Origin of the sequence: Mesorhizobium sp. M1334 (assembly GCF_040317995.1) — a bacterium.
Taxonomy (GTDB): domain Bacteria; phylum Pseudomonadota; class Alphaproteobacteria; order Rhizobiales; family Rhizobiaceae; genus Mesorhizobium.
Genome location: NZ_JAMYLM010000009.1, coordinates 73,851 through 90,779 on the forward strand (window position 1 = coordinate 73,851; position 16,929 = coordinate 90,779).

The following is a 16,929-nucleotide window of genomic DNA, read 5'->3' on the forward strand; positions in this document are numbered from 1 at the left end:
CTATTTGCCTGAACGATCCAATATTTGTCGGGAAGAATAGTCGACGCCCTTGGAATTCCAGAACAGCCGCACGGCCTTGCCGACCAGATTTTCATAGGGGACAAAACCCACCAGGAAGCGGCTATCGTTGGAGTTGTCGCGATTGTCCCCCAATGTGAAATACTCTGCCGTAGGCACCACAAACTCGCGTGTGTCGTCGCCGATCGAGTTGCCTAAGTCGATTACCGAATAAGAAATGCCCTCCGGCAGTGTCTCCCACTGGAGCTTGGCCGACTGTACTTCGCCGGAGGAATAGTCACCGACATCCTGCAGCTTCACTGGCACGCCATTGATGTGGAGCACCCCGCCGACCATCTGAATCCTATCGCCGGGCAAGCCGATGACTCTCTTGACGTAGTCTATGTCCGGTTCAGATGGCAGCCTGAACACCATAATATCTCCTCGCCTTGGCTCGGCGCCGAATATCCGGCCGTCAACAGGCAGCAGTCCAAACGGGACGCTATAGCGGCTGTAGCCGTAGGCGAATTTGGAAACGAAGAAATGATCCCCGTCCGCCAGCGTTGGAACCATGCTGCTGGACGGCATGGAGAACGGCTGGAATAGGAACGCGCGCATCGCAAATGCGGCCGGATACGTGGTCAGAAAGACGAGCACCAGCACCGAAAGCCCGTGCGCGTACCATCTGTCCGGCTTGAACCGGTGCGCGAAGGGAACAACGATCGCTGCCCACAGGGCCATCAAACCGATCCCTGAAAAATTGGCCCACCAACCAAGATCGACGCCAGGCAATACCGGAAAGCCAATGTAAATAAGCGCGAAAACGACGACGCTGATCACCACCAGGCTGACGACGGCCAGTTTGCCGCTGCCGATCCACAGAAAGCCGCCGAACGGACCGCCGAAGGCTGACACCAAGGCCGTCGACCACAGGGATCGCGAAGCTGTTTCTCGTTGCGCTGTTTCTTCCGTCACGGCCACCCCTCAATGCCCAGGCAGCCAGACTGTCCACCAAACAAAAAAGCGGGGCAAGCCCGCTTTTTCAGTCGGTCATTTGAGCGAACCTCAAGCCGGCAGGATGGCGCCTTCGAGCGTGGTGAGTTGGCTAAGGAACTGCTCGGCCTTGCTGCGGGTCTGATCGTCCTTGGCGTCGGCGGCGTCTTCTTTTGCCTCTTGGATGCGGCGGGCAAGGTCGGCGCGGTCGATGTCGCCGACGGCCACAGCCGATTCCGCCAGCAGCGTGCAGCCGGCCGGAACGATGTCGGCAAAGCCGCCGAACACCACATAGCGCTCTTCCTTGCCTTGCGCGGTCTTCAGCGTAACGACGCCCGGCTTGATTGTGGTCATGACCGGGGCGTGATGCGCCATGACAGTCATCTCGCCTTCGGCGCCCGGGATGACGACGGATTCGACTTGCTCGGAAACCAAGAGGCGCTCCGGCGAGACCAGTTCGAATTTGAAAGCTTCAGGCATGATCAATTTAGCGAGTAGGGAATAGGAAACTAGGCAGTAGCAACTGGCCCTAACCGGCCCACATCACGCAGCTGCTATTCCCTAACCACTACCGACTACTCCCTATTCCCTAAATTAAGCCGCTTCGGCGGCCAGGCGCTGTGCCTTCTCGACCGCTTCCTCGATGCCGCCGACCATGTAGAAGGCAGCCTCCGGCAAATGGTCGTAGTCGCCGTTGCAAAGGCCCTTGAAGCCCTTGATGGTGTCGGCGAGGTCGACCAGCTTGCCCGGTGCGCCGGTGAACACTTCGGCGACGAAGAAGGGCTGCGACAGGAAGCGCTCGATCTTGCGGGCGCGGGCAACCGTCTGCTTGTCCTCTTCCGACAGCTCGTCCATGCCCAGGATGGCGATGATGTCCTGCAGCGACTTGTAGCGCTGGAGGATCGACTGCACCTGGCGGGCGACCTGGTAGTGCTCTTCGCCGACAACCATCGGGTCGAGCATGCGCGAAGTCGAATCGAGCGGATCGACGGCGGGATAGATGCCCTTTTCCGAAATCGCGCGGTTGAGCACGGTCGTCGCATCGAGGTGGGCGAACGATGTCGCCGGTGCCGGGTCGGTCAGGTCGTCGGCCGGCACATAGATCGCCTGCACCGAGGTGATCGAGCCCTTGGTCGTCGTGGTAATACGCTCCTGCAGCGCGCCCATGTCGGTGGCCAGCGTCGGCTGGTAGCCCACGGCCGAAGGAATGCGGCCGAGCAGCGCCGACACTTCCGAACCCGCCTGCGTGAAGCGGAAGATGTTGTCGACGAAGAACAGCACGTCCTGGCCCTGGTCGCGGAAATATTCGGCAACCGTCAAGCCGGTCAGGCCGACGCGGGCGCGGGCGCCCGGCGGCTCGTTCATCTGGCCATAGACGAGCGCCGCCTTGGATCCTTCGCCGCCGCCCTTCTTGTTGACGCCGGACTCGATGAACTCGTGATAGAGGTCGTTGCCTTCGCGGGTGCGCTCGCCGACGCCGGCGAACACCGAGAAGCCGCCATGCGCCTTGGCGACGTTGTTGATCAGTTCCTGGATCAGCACCGTCTTGCCGACGCCGGCGCCGCCGAACAGGCCGATCTTGCCGCCGCGGGCATAGGGGGCCAGCAGGTCGAGCACCTTGATGCCGGTGACCAGGATCTGCGCTTCCGTCGACTGCTCGACATAGGTCGGCGCCGGCTGGTGGATCGAGCGCATCTCGATGCCGTCGACTGGGCCTGCCTCGTCGACCGGCTCGCCGATGACGTTAATGATGCGGCCGAGCATGCCCGGGCCGACCGGCACGGTAATCGGTGCACCGGTGTCATAGACGTCCTGGCCGCGGACCAGCCCTTCGGTCGAGTCCATGGCGATGCAGCGCACGGTGTTCTCGCCCAGATGCTGGGCAACCTCGAGCACCAGGCGATTGCCGACGTTGATCGTCTCAAGCGCGTTCAGGATCGCCGGCAGATGTTCGCCGAACTGGACGTCGACAACGGCGCCGATGACCTGCCGAACCTTGCCGGCCAAGCCGGTTTTCTTGATGGTGGCGGCCGGCGTATTCACAGCGGCGGCCTTGGTTGCTGCCGCCTTCTTGGCCGGAGCGGCCTTGGTTGCCGCCGCAGCCTTTGCTGGTGCCGCGGCCTTAGGGGCTGCCGTCTTCGGGGTCGCTGCTTTCGCCATCGTCTTTACCCTTTTCGTCTCTTTGTTTCTCACACGCTTGAGGTCGATGACCTCCTTGCGAGCGTGCCTAGAGCGCCTCGGCGCCCGAAATGATTTCGATCAATTCCTTGGTGATCTGCGCCTGCCGCTGGCGGTTGTAGGTGATCGACAATTTGTTGATCATGTCGCCGGCGTTGCGCGTCGCATTGTCCATGGCGCTCATCTTGGCGCCCATCTCGCCGGCAGCATTCTCGAGCAGCGCGCGAAAAACCTGCACGGAAATGTTGCGCGGGATGAGATCGGAGAGGATTTCGCCCGGCTCCGGCTCGTATTCGTAGACAGCGCTGCCGCCATCCTTCACTTCCGCGGCAGCCGAAGGCGCGCCCGCCGGGATAATTTGCTGCGCGGTCGGGATCTGGCTGATCACCGACTTGAACTGCGAATAGAACAGCGTGCAGATGTCGAAGCCGCCTTCGTTGAACAGGTGGATCACCTTCTTGGCGATGGCATCGGCATTGACGAAGCCCAGCGTCTTGACCTCGCGCAGATCGACACGCTCGATGATCAATGCCCCGTAGTCGCGGCGCAATATGTCGAACCCCTTCTTACCGACGCAGATGATCTTGACCTGCTTGCCGTCGGCCAGAAGCTTGCGGATGTGGTCGCGGGCAAAACGGGCGATCTGCGAATTGAAGCCGCCGCACAGACCACGTTCGGCCGTGCAGACGACAAGCAGATGCACGTCGTCCTTGCCGGTGCCGGTCATCAGCGCCGGGGCATCGCCGCCGTCGCCGATCGCCTGGGTGATGTTGGCCAGCACCGCGCCCATGCGCTCCGAATAGGGACGCGCCGCTTCCGCCGCTTCCTGCGCGCGACGCAGCTTCGCCGCGGCGACCATCTGCATCGCCTTGGTGATCTTCTGCGTCGCCTTGACCGAGGCGATACGGTTACGAAGGTCTTTTAACGAAGGCATGCTTCAAACCTGATCCCGTCCGTCCTGCTCAAGCAAAGGTCTTGGCGAAGGCGTCGATTTCTGCCTTCAGCTTGGCGCGCAGATCGTCGGACAGCGCCTTCTCCTTGCGGATGCCGTCGAGCACGTCCTTGCCGGCCGAGCGCATATGCGACAACAGGCCATGCTCGAATTTGCCCACCTGGTTGATCGCCAGCTTGTCGAGATAGCCATTGACGCCGGCGAAGATCACCGCGACCTGCTCCTCGACTTTGAGCGGCGAGAATTGCGGCTGCTTCAACAGCTCGGTCAGGCGCGAGCCGCGGTTGAGCAGGCGTTGCGTGGCGGCATCGAGGTCGGAGCCGAACTGCGCGAAAGCAGCCATCTCGCGGTACTGCGCAAGCTCGCCCTTGATCGATCCGGCAACCTGCTTCATCGCCTTGATCTGCGCCGAGGAGCCGACGCGCGACACCGACAGGCCGACATTGACCGCCGGACGGACGCCCTGGAAGAACAGATTGGTTTCCAGGAAGATCTGGCCGTCGGTGATCGAGATGACGTTGGTCGGGATGTAGGCCGAAACGTCGTTGGCCTGCGTCTCGATGATCGGCAGCGCCGTCAGCGAACCGCCGCCATTTTCGTCATTGAGCTTGGCGGCGCGCTCAAGCAGGCGCGAGTGCAGGTAGAAGACGTCGCCCGGATAGGCCTCGCGGCCCGGCGGACGGCGCAGCAGCAGCGACATCTGGCGATAGGCGACGGCTTGCTTCGACAGATCGTCGTAGCTGATCAGCGCGTGCATGCCGTTGTCGCGGAAATATTCGCCCATGGTGCAGGCGGTGAACGGTGCCAGGAACTGCATCGGCGCCGGATCGGAGGCGGTCGCGGCGATGATGATCGAATAGTCGAGCGCGCCGCGCTCTTCCAGGACCTTGACGAACTGCGCCACCGTCGAGCGCTTCTGGCCGACGGCGACATAGACGCAGTACAGCTTTTCCTTCTCAGGGCCGTTGTCGTGCACCGATTTCTGGTTGAGCATGGTGTCGAGGATGATCGCGGTCTTGCCGGTCTGGCGGTCGCCGATGACCAGTTCGCGCTGGCCGCGGCCGACCGGGATCAGTGCGTCGATGGCCTTGAGGCCGGTCGACATCGGCTCGTTCACCGATTTGCGCGGGATGATGCCGGGCGCCTTGACGTCGACGCGCTTGCGCTCGGTGGCCTGGATCGGGCCTTTGCCGTCGATCGGGTTGCCGAGCGCGTCGACGACGCGGCCGAGCAAGCCCATGCCGACGGGCGTATCGACGATGGCGCCGGTGCGCTTGACGGTGTCGCCTTCCTTGATGTCGCGGTCGGCGCCGAAGATGACGACGCCGACATTGTCGGCTTCGAGGTTGAGCGCCATTCCGCGGATGCCGCCGGGGAACTCGACCATCTCGCCGGCCTGGACATTGTCGAGACCGTAGACGCGGGCGATACCGTCACCGACGGACAGCACCTGGCCGACTTCGGAGACCTCGGCCTCCTTGCCGAAATTCTTGATCTGGTCTTTCAGAATTGCGGAAATTTCCGCGGCGCGGATGTCCATCAGCCGACCTCTTTCAGTGCAAGCTTGAGCGAATTGAGTTTGGTTTTGAGCGATGTATCGATCTGGCGCGAGCCGATCTTGACCACCAGTCCGCCGAGCAGCGACGGATCGACGGTGACCGAGATAGCCACGTCCTTGCCGGCGACGCTTTTCAGCGCCGCTTTCAGCTCGGTTTCCTGGGCAGGCGTCAGCGCATGCGCCGAGGTGACCTCGGCAGCGGTCTCGCCACGGTGTTCGGCGGCGATCTGGCGGAACGCCTTGATCATGCCGGGCACGGCAAACAGCCGGCGATTCTGGGCAACGACGCGCAGGAAATTGCCGGTGAGGCCGGTAATCCCTGCTTTGTCGGCGATCGCGGCGATCGCCTTGGCCTGGTCCTCGCTGGAGAAGACCGGGCTCCTGATCAGCCGCGAAAGGTCAGCGCTGCCTTCGAGCATGGCTTCGAACCTGTTGAGGTCGGCCTCGACGCTCGCGACCGAATTGGCCTGCAGCGCGAGTTCGAACAGCGAACCCGCATAGCGTTCTGCGACACCTGAGATTGGCGATGACGATTGGGCCACGGACCGTCTTTTCTCTTGTCTGACAGGCCGCAGATTGTTGGCGCGAGCAAAAACTCTGGCTAAATCTTTGACCTTACTGCATTTTTCCAAGCACGGAGGCGCGGCTTCCGCTATCCCCGGTCGAAAGTCGATTGCCGTCTAGCACAGGCATTTTCAGACCGCAATGCGTCGTCCGGCATGGTTTTCAGGCACTATTGTCGCATCCGCTAGCCGAGTTCAGCAACCAACCCCGGATTGATCCCTGATTCAGGGCAAAAAGCCGAAGGCGAAGGCAAGCGGCAGCGCCGCCAGCACCAGCTCGACGACGATGGAAGCCCAGTTGAACGGCGTATTGGCGCCATCCGACATCATCGACAGCAGCCGGCCGAAGGCGGTGAACAGCCAGGAGAAGCCGAGCGCCATGTAGAGCAACGGCTGCGCTAGGAGGATGCAGCACAGGCTGACGCCGAGATAAAAGCCCGACATCCGGCCGCGCCCCTCGGCGATCGCCGCTGCCTTCTCCGGTCTGACCTGCAGCCGCAGGATGCGGAATGCCAGCTGTGGCGCCAGGAATAGCAATAGGCCGAGCAATAAGGTCGCGACCGCGCTCGACCATGCCAGCCACTCGCCCTGGCTCATCGGCCATGGAAACGCAAATTCCATCTTGTCCCCTCGTAAATGCATAGTCGAAATTTCGGACATTCTAGCGAAGCAACTGACATGCGCCAGATGGCCGTCGGCAATATGCAGGGCGCGTCAGCCCAACGCGCGCGCCGTTGTCTCGACCGGGCTAACAGGATGTTACACGACCGGCTGTTTTTTTCTGCACAATTCCTATTTGTGGCTACATGAGACCACAAGGGGTTCCGCGCATGAGGACGATGCAACTACGAGAGGCAAGGGCCAGCCTTTCCGCGCTCGTGGAGGCTGCTGAGAACGGTGAGCCCACGGTTATCACCAAGCACGGCAAGCCCGCAGTCATGGTGGTGCCAATCGGTGAGGGACGGAAACTTTATCCGCAGAACAGCCAAAAAGACTTCGTGGATTTCCTGCTTCGGTATCCAGGCGGCATCGAGCTTGAGCGAAACGAATCGCCGTCGCGGTAAGTGGAGTTTTGACCGGCTATCTGCTTGATAAGTCTTTTCTCTCGGCATTTGCACCTGGTCGGCCTCTGCTTCCGTCACACGTGCAGAACTGGCTTGCCGAACAAAGAGAACGCGGCTCTTGGCAGCTCTCGTCGATAGTTATCTTGCGAAACTGAAGCGGGCGGGCGGACATATGAAGGCAGAGCGCATCAATGAGTGGTTCAAAAGGTTGCTTCTGGAGTTCAACCAGCGCATCCTTCCCATCGATTTAGCTATCGCGCGAGAAGCTGGAAACTCGAAGATGCCACGATCGCCAGAGGCGCCAATCCGGGTCTGGCGGACGTTCTGATCGCAGCTACTGCCCGTTTGCACGGCCTGTCAGTTTTGACGGCCAACACCCGGCATTTTGCGATTCTCGACGTGCCTTACCTTAACCCATTCACCGAAGGCATCTCGAAAGGGTAATTCGACAGCTTACAAGAAGCTCTGCGGGTCGATGTCGACCTGGACTCGCACCGAGCCCCTTATCTTCGGTCCCTCGGCCAGCATGGTGCGAATGAACCCTTGCATGTCGGCGCGCCGCTCGCCCTGGATCAGCAGGCGAAAGCGATGGCGGCCGCCGATCAATGACAGCGGCGCCTCGGCCGGGCCGAGCACGAACACGTCGGTGGCTTGTGGCGCGGCGCGACGCAGGCCACGGGCGTGCCCTTCGGCTTCGGCCCGTGTCGCCGCGCTGACGATGACGCCGGCGAGCCTGCCGAAGGGCGGCAGCCCCGCCCGCTCACGCTCGGCGATCTCGCGCTCGTAGAAGGCCTCGGCGTCGCCGGAGACGATCGCGCGCATCACCGGGTGGTCGGGTTGGAAGGTCTGCAGCAGGCCGAGGCTTTTCTTGCCGGTGCGGCCGGCGCGGCCGGTCACCTGGCTGAGCAGTTGGAAGGTGCGCTCGGCGGCGCGCGGGTCGCCATTGGCAAGGCCGAGATCGGCATCGACCACACCGACCAGCGTCATGTTGGGGAAATTATGGCCCTTGGCGACGAGTTGCGTGCCGATGACGATGTCGGCCTCGCCATTGGCGATGGCTTCAAGCTCGAGCCGCAGCCGTCGCACGCCGCCCATCAGGTCGGACGACAAGACGATGGTGCGGGCATCGGGGAAATGCGCGACGACCTCCTCGGCGATGCGCTCGACGCCCGGCCCGCAGGCGACCAGATGGTCGAGCGTGCCGCATTCCGGGCAGGCTTCGGGCCGGCGTTCATTGTGCCCGCAGTGGTGGCAGACGAGCTGGCCGCGAAAGCGATGCTCGACCAGCCAGGCCGAGCAGACCGGACAGCCAAAGCGGTGGCCGCAGACCCGGCAGAGCGTCAGCGGCGCATAGCCGCGCCTGTTGAGGAACAGCAGCGACTGTTCCTTTCTCTCCAGCGTCTGCCGCATATGGCCGAGCAGCACCGGCGACAGGAAGCCGCCGCGTGCCGGCGGCGCGCGGCGCATGTCGACCGTCTTGAGATCGGGAAGTGCCGCCTCGGCAAAGCGCGCCGAAAGCACCGCCCTGCTGTAGCGGCCCTGGCTGGCATTGACCCGGCTTTCGACCGACGGTGTCGCCGAAGCGAGCACGACTGGAAAGCCGCCGATATGGCCGCGCACCACGGCCATGTCGCGCGCGTTGTAGAAGACGCGATCCTCCTGCTTGTAGGCGGGATCGTGCTCTTCGTCGACGACGATAAGTCCAAGCTCCCTGAACGGCAGGAACAGCGCCGAGCGCGCGCCGGCAACGACCCGCACGCCGCCTTCCGCCACCTGTCGCCAGACCTTTTCGCGCATTCTTGGCGGCAGGTCCGAGTGCCACTCCGCCGGCTTGGCGCCGAACCGCTCCTGGAAGCGTTCGAGAAAGGCGTGGGTCAGCGCAATTTCCGGCAGCAGGATCAGCACCTGCTTGCCACGATCGAGTGCCGCCGCGACCGCCTCGAAATAGACCTCCGTCTTGCCGGATCCGGTTACACCGTCGAGCAGGGTGACACCGAATGTGCCGGTCGCGACATTGGCGCGCAGCGTCTCGGCGGCATCGCTCTGGTCCGGCATCAGTGAAGGCTGGGCGTAGCCCGGGTCGGGTGCTGCGACTACCGGCCGCGGCGGGATCATCACCGTCTCGAATACGCCCTGCGCCCGCAGCCCGTCCACCACCGTCGACGACACGCCTGCCGCATGCGCCAGGCCGGACCGCGTCCAGGCCAGTCCGCCTTCGGCTGTCTCCAGCACGCGCGTTCTCGCCTCCGTCATCCGGTCGGGTCTGGCGAAGGTGCGCTGCAGCCCTTCGATCCACGGCTCCGGATCGAACGCCTCTGGCGCCCTGAGCAGCATGCGCGCCACCATGCCGGGCGGCGACAGCGTGTACTGCGCCACCCAATCGACAAAACGCCGCATCGCGCGGTCGATCGGCGGGCAGTCGAAAACCTGCTCGATCGGCCGCAATTTCTTCGCGTCAACCTTTTCGACGACGCCGTCCCAGACGATGCCGGCGACCTGGCGGGGCCCAAGCGGAACGCGCACGATCGAGCCCGGCACCACGCGCATGCCAGCCGGCACGGCATAGGTGTAGGGGCGCTCGGCGGGCATCGGCACCAGCACCGCTGCGGCCGCGACAAAGGGCGAATCTTCGATCATGAGGCGTGACCTTGCCCCGACTTTGGTCTAGATCAAAGTCCGACCCCAAATGTGCATGACGTGCACATGAAAAATCTTCAGGAGACCGCCATGAAATTTTTTGTCGACACCGCCGATGTCAAGGAAATCCGCGAGCTGAACGATCTGGGGCTACTCGACGGCGTAACCACCAATCCGTCGCTGATCCTGAAATCCGGCGGCAAGATCGCCGACGTCACAAGAGAGATCTGCGAGATCGTCAAGGGCCCGGTCTCGGCCGAAGTCGTCGCCACCGAATACAAGGACATGATGGCGGAGGCCAAGATCCTGGCCAGGATCGCCGACAATGTCTGCATCAAGGTGCCGCTGACGCTCGACGGCCTGAGAGCCTGCAAGGACATCCGGTCGGACGGCCGCATGGTCAACGTCACGCTGTGCTTCTCGGCCACCCAGGCGCTGCTCGCCGCCAAGGCCGGCGCCTCCTTTATCTCGCCTTTCGTCGGCCGCATCGACGACAGCGGCTGGGACGGCATGGAGCTGATTGCCGATATTCGCACCATCTACGACAATTATGACTTCCAGACTGAAATCCTGACCGCTTCGGTGCGCACCGTGAACCATGTCAAGCAGGCGGCACTGATCGGCGCCGACGTCATCACCGCGCCGCCGGCGACGCTCAAGGCACTGGTCAAGCACCCGCTGACCGACAAGGGCCTGGAGCTGTTCCTCGCCGACTGGGCAAAGACCGGGCAGAAGATCGGCTGAAGCGACTATCCTGCGAACAAAAAAGGCCGAGCAATCGGCCTTTTTTGCAGATTGCGCACTCTGGAAACACCTAGCTTGCCGCCGGCTTGCCGTGCTTGATCAGATCCTGGGCGATCGACAGCCGCAGCACATCCGCCAGTTCGCGCGCCGCACGGTTCTCGGCGTCGATCTGGGCTCGGTATGACGCGAATTCCTGGCGGGGCCTGTCGTATGACGACGGAATCGAGCGCTTGCCCCTCGCTATGACCGTGCCCGTCTTGGCATCGCTGAGCACATAGTTGGCGGTCAGCGTCACGGTGCCGGCGGTCGGCTCGTCCTCGTCGGTCGTGACCTGCTCGATTGCCGCCGATTCGACGAGTTCGGAGACGCCCAGATCAAGCGAATAGACCGGCGAAGCTGGCTCGCCGGCGCCCTGGCCGAGTGCGAAGATCAAATTGTTGCGGACCTGCTGGGCGTAGCGGGTCTTGACCGGCTTGACCGAGATCGATGCCAGCTCCGCAGCAGCGCCGACCTGCGAGCCGGCGACCAGCGGCGCGCTCGAATAGAGCGGCCGCACCGTGCAGGCGGAAACCAGCGCCACCGAGGCGAGCAGCCCGCAAAGCACGATACGGCGCACCGTCAGCTCTGTCTTTCGCGGCTTAGGCAACGACATTGACGATCCTCTGCGGCACGATGATCACCTTGCGCGGCGCCTTACCTTCGAGCGCTTTCTCAACGAAGTCGAGAGCCAGAACCGCCTTTTCGACCGCACCTTGATCCGCGTCGCGGGCAATTGTCAAATCGCCGCGTTTCTTGCCGTTGACCTGCACCGGCAGCACGATCTCGGCGTCGACGACAAGCGAGGGATCGTAGTCCGGCCAGGGCCGCTCGGCGACAAGGTCGGTGCCGCCGAGCGTCTGCCAGCACTCCTCTGCCAGATGCGGCATGACCGGCGCGATCAGGTGCACCAGGATCTCGACGGCCTCACGGCAGGCCGCTTGCAGCGCCGGACCGGCTTTGCCCTCTGCCGCCTCGTTGAGCGGTACGGTCAAGGCATTGGCGAGCTCATAGATGCGGGCGATGGCGCGGTTGAAGGCGAGCTTTTCGATGTCCTCGCCGACCGATTTCAAGATCTTGTGCGCGGCCTTGGACACTGTCCCGGCCTCGCCGTCCTTCGCCGCCTCTGGCCGGACTCCGGCGAGCGATTCGGCAGCCGTCGACACCAGGCGCCAGATGCGCTGGATGAAGCGATGGGCGCCGGCCGCACCCTCGTCGGTCCATTCGACATCGCGCTCGGGCGGCGAGTCCGACAGCATGAACCAGCGCGCCGTATCGGCGCCGTAGCCGTCGGTGATCTCTTCCGGGCTCACCGTATTCTTCTTCGACTTCGACATTTTTTCGAGCGGACCGATCACCGCCTCTTCGCCGGTGGCGATTTCGAAGGCGCGGCGCTTGCCGTCGGCGTCTTCCAGCCTGACCTCGCTGGGCGCAAGCCAGCGGCCGTTCGAGGCGCCGCCAACCCGATAGGTCTCGTGCACCACCATGCCTTGCGTGAACAGGCCCCTGAACGGCTCGGCCAGATCGACATGGCCGGTCTCGCGCATGGCGCGGGTGAAAAAGCGCGAATAGAGCAAATGCAGGATCGCATGCTCAATGCCGCCAATATACTGGTCGACCGGCAGCCATTCGGTCGCGGCCTTGGGATCGGTCGGATCGTTTGCCCAGGGCGCCGTGAAGCGCGCGAAATACCACGAAGAATCGACGAACGTGTCCATCGTGTCGGTTTCGCGCCGCGCGTCCTTGCCGCAACGCGGGCATTTGACGTGCCGCCATGTCGGATGGCGATCGAGCGGATTGCCCGGCCGGTCGAACTCGATATCATCCGGCAGCTTGACTGGCAGGTCGGCTTTCGGCACCGGCACCACGCCGCAATCCTCGCAATGGATCATCGGGATAGGGCAGCCCCAATACCGCTGGCGCGAAATGCCCCAGTCGCGCAGGCGGAAGTTCACCTTGCGCTCGGCCATCGGCCGGTTGCCGATGGTCTTTTGTTCCAGCAGCTTCGCCACCTCGTCGAACGCCTGATCAGGCTTCATGCCGTCGAGGAAGCGCGAATTGATCATCACGCCGTCGCCGACATAGGCCTCATCGATGACCTGGAAGCTTCCTTGATTCTCGCCTTCCGGCATCACCACCGGAATGACCGGCAGGCCGTATCTGTTGGCGAAGTCGAGGTCGCGCTGGTCACCGGACGGGCAGCCGAAGATGGCGCCGGTGCCGTAGTCCATCAGCACGAAATTGGCGACGTAGACGGGGAGCGTCCACTTCTCGTCGAACGGATGGACGACGCGAATGCCGGTATCGAAGCCCTTCTTCTCCGCCGTCTCCAGGGCCGCCACCGAGGTGCCCATATGGCGGACCTCGTCGATGAACTTTGCCAGCGCCGGATTGTCTTCGGCGGCCTTTTTGGCCAGCGGATGGTCGGCGGCAATCGCCATAAAGGAGGCCCCGAAGATGGTGTCAGGCCTTGTCGTATAGATTTCGAGCTCATGCTCGCCGGCTGCTGGCTTGGCCAGCGGCCAGCGGATCAGCAGCCCTTCCGAACGGCCGATCCAGTTCGCCTGCATCAGCTTCACTTTTTCCGGCCAGTCGTCGAGTTGATCGAGCGAATCCAGCAGGTCCTGCGCGTAGTCGGTGATCTTGAAGAACCACTGCGTCAGCTCGCGCTGTTCCACCAGCGCGCCTGAGCGCCAGCCGCGTCCGTCGATGACCTGCTCGTTGGCAAGCACCGTCATGTCCTCCGGATCCCAGTTGACCTTGGAGGATTTGCGCGTCACCAGCCCCTTCTCGACGAAATCGAGGAACAGCATCTGCTGGCGGTGATAGTAATCGACATCGCAGGTGGCGAACTCGCGCGCCCAATCGAGCGACAGGCCCATGACCTTGAGTTGCTCGCGCATGGCGGCGATGTTCTGATAGGTCCAGTCCTTGGGATGGACCTTGTTCTGCATCGCCGCGTTTTCGGCTGGCATGCCAAAGGCGTCCCAGCCCATCGGGTGCAGCACGTTGAAACCCTTGGCCCGCTTGTAGCGCGCCACCACGTCGCCCATCGTATAGTTGCGGGTATGGCCGATATGGATGCGCCCCGACGGATAGGGGAACATCTCCAGCACGTAATATTTCGGGCGCGGGTCGTCATTGTCGGCTTCGAACAGCTTCTTGGCGTCCCAGGCCTTCTGCCATTTGGGCTCTGACGCGCGCGGATTGTATCGTTCGGTTGCCATCGGGTGTTTTTCACTTAAAAGCATGCGCGAGCCGCCGGACAATGCCCGGGCGGCTCAGGAAATGTCGTCGCGGTGTTCACCATGGATTGCCGGACCCGTCAACTGCGGCGATCCGGCGAAAGCCAAACACAGGCAGGATATAGGCATGGCGAGCGCCGTCGAACAGCTTTTCACGGTTAAGGCAAGGATCGCTGCCGCCGAGCGCGAGGCAGGACGCGACGCTGGAGCGGTGACGCTGGTCGCGGTCTCGAAAACCTTCGACGCCGCCGATATCCGCCCCGTCATCGAGGCCGGCCAGCGCGTCTTCGGCGAAAACCGGGTTCAGGAAGCACAAGCCAAATGGCCGGCACTGCGGACGGCGTTTCCCGATGTCGAGCTGCATCTGATCGGTCCACTGCAATCGAACAAGGCAAAGGAAGCGGTGGCATTGTTCGACGTCATCGAAACCGTCGACCGTGAAAAGATCGCCGCCGAACTCGCCAAGGAGATCGCCAGGCAAGGCCGGTCACCAAGGCTGTATGTCCAGGTCAACACCGGCTCCGAGCCGCAAAAGGCCGGCATCGAGCCGCGCGAGGCTATCGCCTTCGTGGCCCGCTGCCGCTCGGTTCACGCCCTCGCCATCGAAGGGCTGATGTGCATTCCGCCGGCCGGCGAGAACCCCGGTCCGCATTTCGCGCTGCTGGAAAAGCTTGGGCTTGAGGCCGGGGTCGACAAGTTCTCCATGGGCATGTCCGGCGACTACGAAACCGCGATCGCCTTCGGCGCGACCAGTGTCAGGGTTGGATCGGCGATTTTCGGCGCCAGATGAGGCGCAGCCGGCCTTAGGCCACAGGCTGACATTGACTAAGCCAAGGTATAGAAACGGAACGTTTCGTTCCTATATGGCTCGAGTTATTCTCAACCCGTCTGGAGCCACCATGCGTTACAATCAACTTGGAAATACGGGGATGTTCGTCTCCGAACTTTGCCTCGGCACGATGACGTTCGGCGCGGCCGGCGAGAATGCCCAATGGGGCCTGATCGCCAGCCTCGACCAGAAGGGCGTTGACGAGATCGTTGCCCGCTCGCTCGCCGCCGGCGTCAATTTCTTCGACACGGCGGATGTCTATTCCTTCGGCGCCTCGGAACGGCTTCTCGGCCAGTCGCTCAGGAACCTTGGCGTCAACCGGCAGGACGTGATCATCGCCACCAAGGTTCATGGCGCCATGGGTGGAGGCCCGAACCAGCGTGGTTCCTCGCGCGGCCACATCATGGATTCGGTCGAAGGCAGCCTCGAACGGCTGCAGCTGGATCATATCGATCTCTACCAACTGCACGGCACCGACACGGTGACGCCGATCGACGAAACGCTGCGGGCGCTCGACGACCTGGTTGCCGCCGGCAAGGTCCGCTATGTCGGCGTCTCGAACTGGCAGGCCTGGCGCATCGCCAAGGCGCTGGGTATTGCCGAGCGCAAAGGCTTTGCCCGCTTCGAGACCGTGCAGTCGTATTATTCGATCGCCGGCCGCGATCTCGAGCGCGAGATCGTGCCGCTGCTCAGCGAGGAGAAGCTCGGGCTGATGGTCTGGTCGCCGATGGCTGGCGGCCTGCTCTCCGGCAAATACGGACCGGGCGCCCCCGGCAATGGCGAGGGCCGCCGCGCCAGCTTCAATTTCCCGCCGGTCAATGAGGACCGTGCCTGGGCAGCAGTCGCCGTTATGCGCGAGATCGCCGCCAAGCACGGCGTCAGCGTCGCTACGGTGGCGCTCGGCTATGTCCTGGCCAAGCCATTCGTGATGAGCGTCATCATCGGCGCCAGCCGCATGGAGCAGCTGGAACAGAACCTTGCAGCCACCGAGTTGTTGCTCGATGCCGATGATCTTGTTCGCCTCGACGAAGTCAGTGCCCTGCCCGCCGAATATCCGGGCTGGATGCTAGAACGTCAGGCGGCCGGCCGACGGCCGGCGCCCTTTGTGCCGAAAAAGTAACTCAATCTTACCTTCCTCACCTTCGTTGCTTCGGGAGCCGGCAGGCTCCCGATCGTTTTGGGCTCAGTTCAGCCGGACAGTCTCGACCAAAAAGTCCAAAAAGGCCCGCACCCGCGCCGGCAGATGCTTGCCTTGGCCGACATAGACGGCGTGGGTGAGTTCCTCGTCGCCGGGGTTGAACTCTTCCAGCAGCGGCAGGAGCCGGCCGGCGGCAATGTCGGCCTCCACATGCCAGCTTGCCAGCCGGGCGATGCCCGCCCCCGAGAGCGCCATCAGCCGCATCGCCTCGCCGTCGCTGACCAGCGTATTTCCGATGATCGACAGGGTGATCGGCTTGCCGGCGGCATCGATAAAAGGCCAGCCCTCGAGGTGGCGTACGAAACGGAAGCCCATCCGGTTGTGACGATCGAGATCGGCGGGCGTCATGGGCGTGCCACGCGCTTCGAGATACGATGGCGCCGCAACGACGACCACCCGGCTCTGCCCGAGCTTGCGCGCCACCAGCCGTGATTCGCCGAGTGGCCCGGCCCGGATGGCGACGTCAGCGCGCTCCTCCATCAGGTCGATGACATCGTCGGTCAACACCAGATCGACCGAGATTTCGGGGTAGCGCTCTAGAAAACGCGGCAAAATCGGGATCAGCCGATGCTGCCCGAAAGGCACGTAGCTGTTGATCCGCAGCCGGCCACGCGGCGCGGCACCCGCCGCCGCCTCGCGCTCGGCCGCTGCCATATCGGCCAGGATACGCACGCCGCTGTCGAAGAAGGCCGCCCCCTCCGGCGTCAGTTGCAGCTTGCGCGTCGAACGGCTGACCAGCCGCGCGCCGAGCCGTGCCTCCAGCCGCGCAATCAGCTTGCTCACCGCCGACGGGGTCATCCGCAACGCACGGGCAGCGGCCGAAAAGCTGCCCGCCTCGACCACGCGGACGAACACTTCGATCTCGCCGGAGCGGTTGATGTCGGGCCTGGCCATTGGTGAATCTATTTCACAGACGATGTGCCCGATGCAAGGCT

Annotated in this window: 17 protein-coding genes; 6 read left to right on the plus strand and 11 right to left on the minus strand. The window is 63.2% G+C overall.

Annotation, left to right across the window (positions count from 1 at the left end; translation table 11 throughout):
• The 7 genes from lepB to NKH17_RS17660 form a co-directional block, all read right to left on the minus strand.
• A complete protein-coding gene (gene lepB / locus NKH17_RS17630; RefSeq protein ID WP_502910600.1) occupies positions 1-972 on the minus strand; it encodes a signal peptidase I in 972 nt (323 codons plus the stop codon).
• Between the two features lie 90 nt (positions 973-1,062).
• Entirely contained in the window at positions 1,063-1,470 is a 408-nt protein-coding gene (locus NKH17_RS17635; RefSeq protein WP_254820456.1) for a F0F1 ATP synthase subunit epsilon, read from the minus strand.
• Between the two features lie 114 nt (positions 1,471-1,584).
• On the minus strand, positions 1,585-3,150 hold the full coding sequence (gene atpD / locus NKH17_RS17640; RefSeq protein ID WP_352479582.1) for a F0F1 ATP synthase subunit beta: 1,566 nt from the start codon (positions 3,148-3,150) through the stop codon (positions 1,585-1,587).
• Between the two features lie 67 nt (positions 3,151-3,217).
• The gene (locus tag NKH17_RS17645; RefSeq protein ID WP_352801579.1) at positions 3,218-4,102 is read right to left on the minus strand and encodes a F0F1 ATP synthase subunit gamma; all 885 of its coding nucleotides are present in this window, start codon (positions 4,100-4,102) and stop codon (positions 3,218-3,220) included.
• Positions 4,103-4,130: 28 nt separating this feature from the next.
• Positions 4,131-5,660, minus strand: coding sequence for a F0F1 ATP synthase subunit alpha (gene atpA / locus NKH17_RS17650; protein ID WP_352896681.1), 1,530 nt, complete (start codon positions 5,658-5,660; stop codon positions 4,131-4,133).
• On the minus strand, positions 5,660-6,220 hold the full coding sequence (locus NKH17_RS17655) for a F0F1 ATP synthase subunit delta (RefSeq protein ID WP_352479581.1): 561 nt from the start codon (positions 6,218-6,220) through the stop codon (positions 5,660-5,662). The genes atpA and NKH17_RS17655 overlap by 1 nt, the downstream gene beginning before the upstream one ends.
• A 246-nt stretch (positions 6,221-6,466) precedes the next feature.
• On the minus strand, positions 6,467-6,862 hold the full coding sequence (locus tag NKH17_RS17660; protein WP_023719708.1) for an AGROH133_08824 family phage infection protein: 396 nt from the start codon (positions 6,860-6,862) through the stop codon (positions 6,467-6,469).
• A gap of 209 nt (positions 6,863-7,071) precedes the next feature.
• Here NKH17_RS17660 and NKH17_RS17665 point away from each other — a divergent pair, with 209 nt between their 5' ends.
• The 3 genes from NKH17_RS17665 (at position 7,072) to NKH17_RS17675 (ending at position 7,749) form a co-directional block, all read left to right on the plus strand.
• Positions 7,072-7,305, plus strand: a complete 234-nt coding sequence (locus NKH17_RS17665) for a type II toxin-antitoxin system Phd/YefM family antitoxin (RefSeq protein ID WP_352801575.1) — start codon at positions 7,072-7,074, stop codon at positions 7,303-7,305.
• A 118-nt stretch (positions 7,306-7,423) separates the two neighbouring features.
• On the plus strand, positions 7,424-7,633 hold the full coding sequence (locus NKH17_RS17670; RefSeq protein WP_352801991.1) for a PIN domain-containing protein: 210 nt from the start codon (positions 7,424-7,426) through the stop codon (positions 7,631-7,633).
• Positions 7,618-7,749 (plus strand): PIN domain-containing protein, encoded by a 132-nt coding sequence (locus tag NKH17_RS17675; protein WP_352971566.1) that lies wholly within the window; start codon positions 7,618-7,620, stop codon positions 7,747-7,749. Before NKH17_RS17670 ends, NKH17_RS17675 begins: the two co-directional genes overlap by 16 nt.
• Positions 7,750-7,758: 9 nt before the next feature.
• Here NKH17_RS17675 and NKH17_RS17680 read toward each other — a convergent pair whose 3' ends face one another.
• The gene (locus tag NKH17_RS17680; protein ID WP_352803515.1) at positions 7,759-9,942 is read right to left on the minus strand and encodes a primosomal protein N'; all 2,184 of its coding nucleotides are present in this window, start codon (positions 9,940-9,942) and stop codon (positions 7,759-7,761) included.
• Between the two features lie 90 nt (positions 9,943-10,032).
• Between NKH17_RS17680 and fsa the strand changes: the two genes are divergently transcribed.
• Positions 10,033-10,686 (plus strand): fructose-6-phosphate aldolase, encoded by a 654-nt coding sequence (fsa, locus tag NKH17_RS17685; protein ID WP_023678103.1) that lies wholly within the window; start codon positions 10,033-10,035, stop codon positions 10,684-10,686.
• Between the two features lie 70 nt (positions 10,687-10,756).
• On the opposite strand, the gene NKH17_RS17690 is transcribed toward fsa, so the two are convergent.
• Both NKH17_RS17690 and leuS read right to left on the minus strand, forming a co-directional pair.
• Positions 10,757-11,338 carry an LPS assembly lipoprotein LptE gene (locus NKH17_RS17690; RefSeq protein WP_352479576.1) on the minus strand — a complete coding sequence of 194 codons (582 nt, stop codon included), beginning with the start codon at positions 11,336-11,338 and terminating at the stop codon, positions 10,757-10,759.
• A complete protein-coding gene (leuS, locus tag NKH17_RS17695) occupies positions 11,325-13,949 on the minus strand; it encodes a leucine--tRNA ligase (RefSeq protein WP_352901018.1) in 2,625 nt (874 codons plus the stop codon). Before leuS ends, NKH17_RS17690 begins: the two co-directional genes overlap by 14 nt.
• A 145-nt stretch (positions 13,950-14,094) precedes the next feature.
• Here leuS and NKH17_RS17700 point away from each other — a divergent pair, with 145 nt between their 5' ends.
• Both NKH17_RS17700 and NKH17_RS17705 read left to right on the plus strand, forming a co-directional pair.
• Positions 14,095-14,757: a YggS family pyridoxal phosphate-dependent enzyme gene (locus NKH17_RS17700; RefSeq protein ID WP_352803512.1), complete on the plus strand. Its 663-nt coding sequence runs from the start codon at positions 14,095-14,097 to the stop codon at positions 14,755-14,757.
• Between the two features lie 109 nt (positions 14,758-14,866).
• Positions 14,867-15,916 (plus strand): aldo/keto reductase, encoded by a 1,050-nt coding sequence (locus NKH17_RS17705; RefSeq protein WP_352901016.1) that lies wholly within the window; start codon positions 14,867-14,869, stop codon positions 15,914-15,916.
• 63 nt (positions 15,917-15,979) lie between these two features.
• On the opposite strand, the gene NKH17_RS17710 is transcribed toward NKH17_RS17705, so the two are convergent.
• Positions 15,980-16,888 carry a LysR family transcriptional regulator gene (locus tag NKH17_RS17710; protein WP_352479572.1) on the minus strand — a complete coding sequence of 303 codons (909 nt, stop codon included), beginning with the start codon at positions 16,886-16,888 and terminating at the stop codon, positions 15,980-15,982.
• Between the last annotated feature and the right edge of the window lie 41 nt (positions 16,889-16,929).

Coding starts and splice junctions, on each gene's coding strand:
- NKH17_RS17635 (WP_254820456.1), bottom strand. CDS start 1,470: ATGCCTGAAGCTTTCAAATTCGAACTGGTCTCGCCGGAGCGCCTCTTG.
- atpD (WP_352479582.1), bottom strand. CDS start 3,150: ATGGCGAAAGCAGCGACCCCGAAGACGGCAGCCCCTAAGGCCGCGGCA.
- NKH17_RS17645 (WP_352801579.1), bottom strand. CDS start 4,102: ATGCCTTCGTTAAAAGACCTTCGTAACCGTATCGCCTCGGTCAAGGCG.
- atpA (WP_352896681.1), bottom strand. CDS start 5,660: ATGGACATCCGCGCCGCGGAAATTTCCGCAATTCTGAAAGACCAGATC.
- NKH17_RS17660 (WP_023719708.1), bottom strand. CDS start 6,862: ATGGAATTTGCGTTTCCATGGCCGATGAGCCAGGGCGAGTGGCTGGCA.
- NKH17_RS17665 (WP_352801575.1), top strand. CDS start 7,072: ATGAGGACGATGCAACTACGAGAGGCAAGGGCCAGCCTTTCCGCGCTC.
- NKH17_RS17680 (WP_352803515.1), bottom strand. CDS start 9,942: ATGATCGAAGATTCGCCCTTTGTCGCGGCCGCAGCGGTGCTGGTGCCG.
- fsa (WP_023678103.1), top strand. CDS start 10,033: ATGAAATTTTTTGTCGACACCGCCGATGTCAAGGAAATCCGCGAGCTG.
- NKH17_RS17690 (WP_352479576.1), bottom strand. CDS start 11,338: ATGTCGTTGCCTAAGCCGCGAAAGACAGAGCTGACGGTGCGCCGTATC.
- leuS (WP_352901018.1), bottom strand. CDS start 13,949: ATGGCAACCGAACGATACAATCCGCGCGCGTCAGAGCCCAAATGGCAG.
- NKH17_RS17700 (WP_352803512.1), top strand. CDS start 14,095: ATGGCGAGCGCCGTCGAACAGCTTTTCACGGTTAAGGCAAGGATCGCT.
- NKH17_RS17705 (WP_352901016.1), top strand. CDS start 14,867: ATGCGTTACAATCAACTTGGAAATACGGGGATGTTCGTCTCCGAACTT.
- NKH17_RS17710 (WP_352479572.1), bottom strand. CDS start 16,888: ATGGCCAGGCCCGACATCAACCGCTCCGGCGAGATCGAAGTGTTCGTC.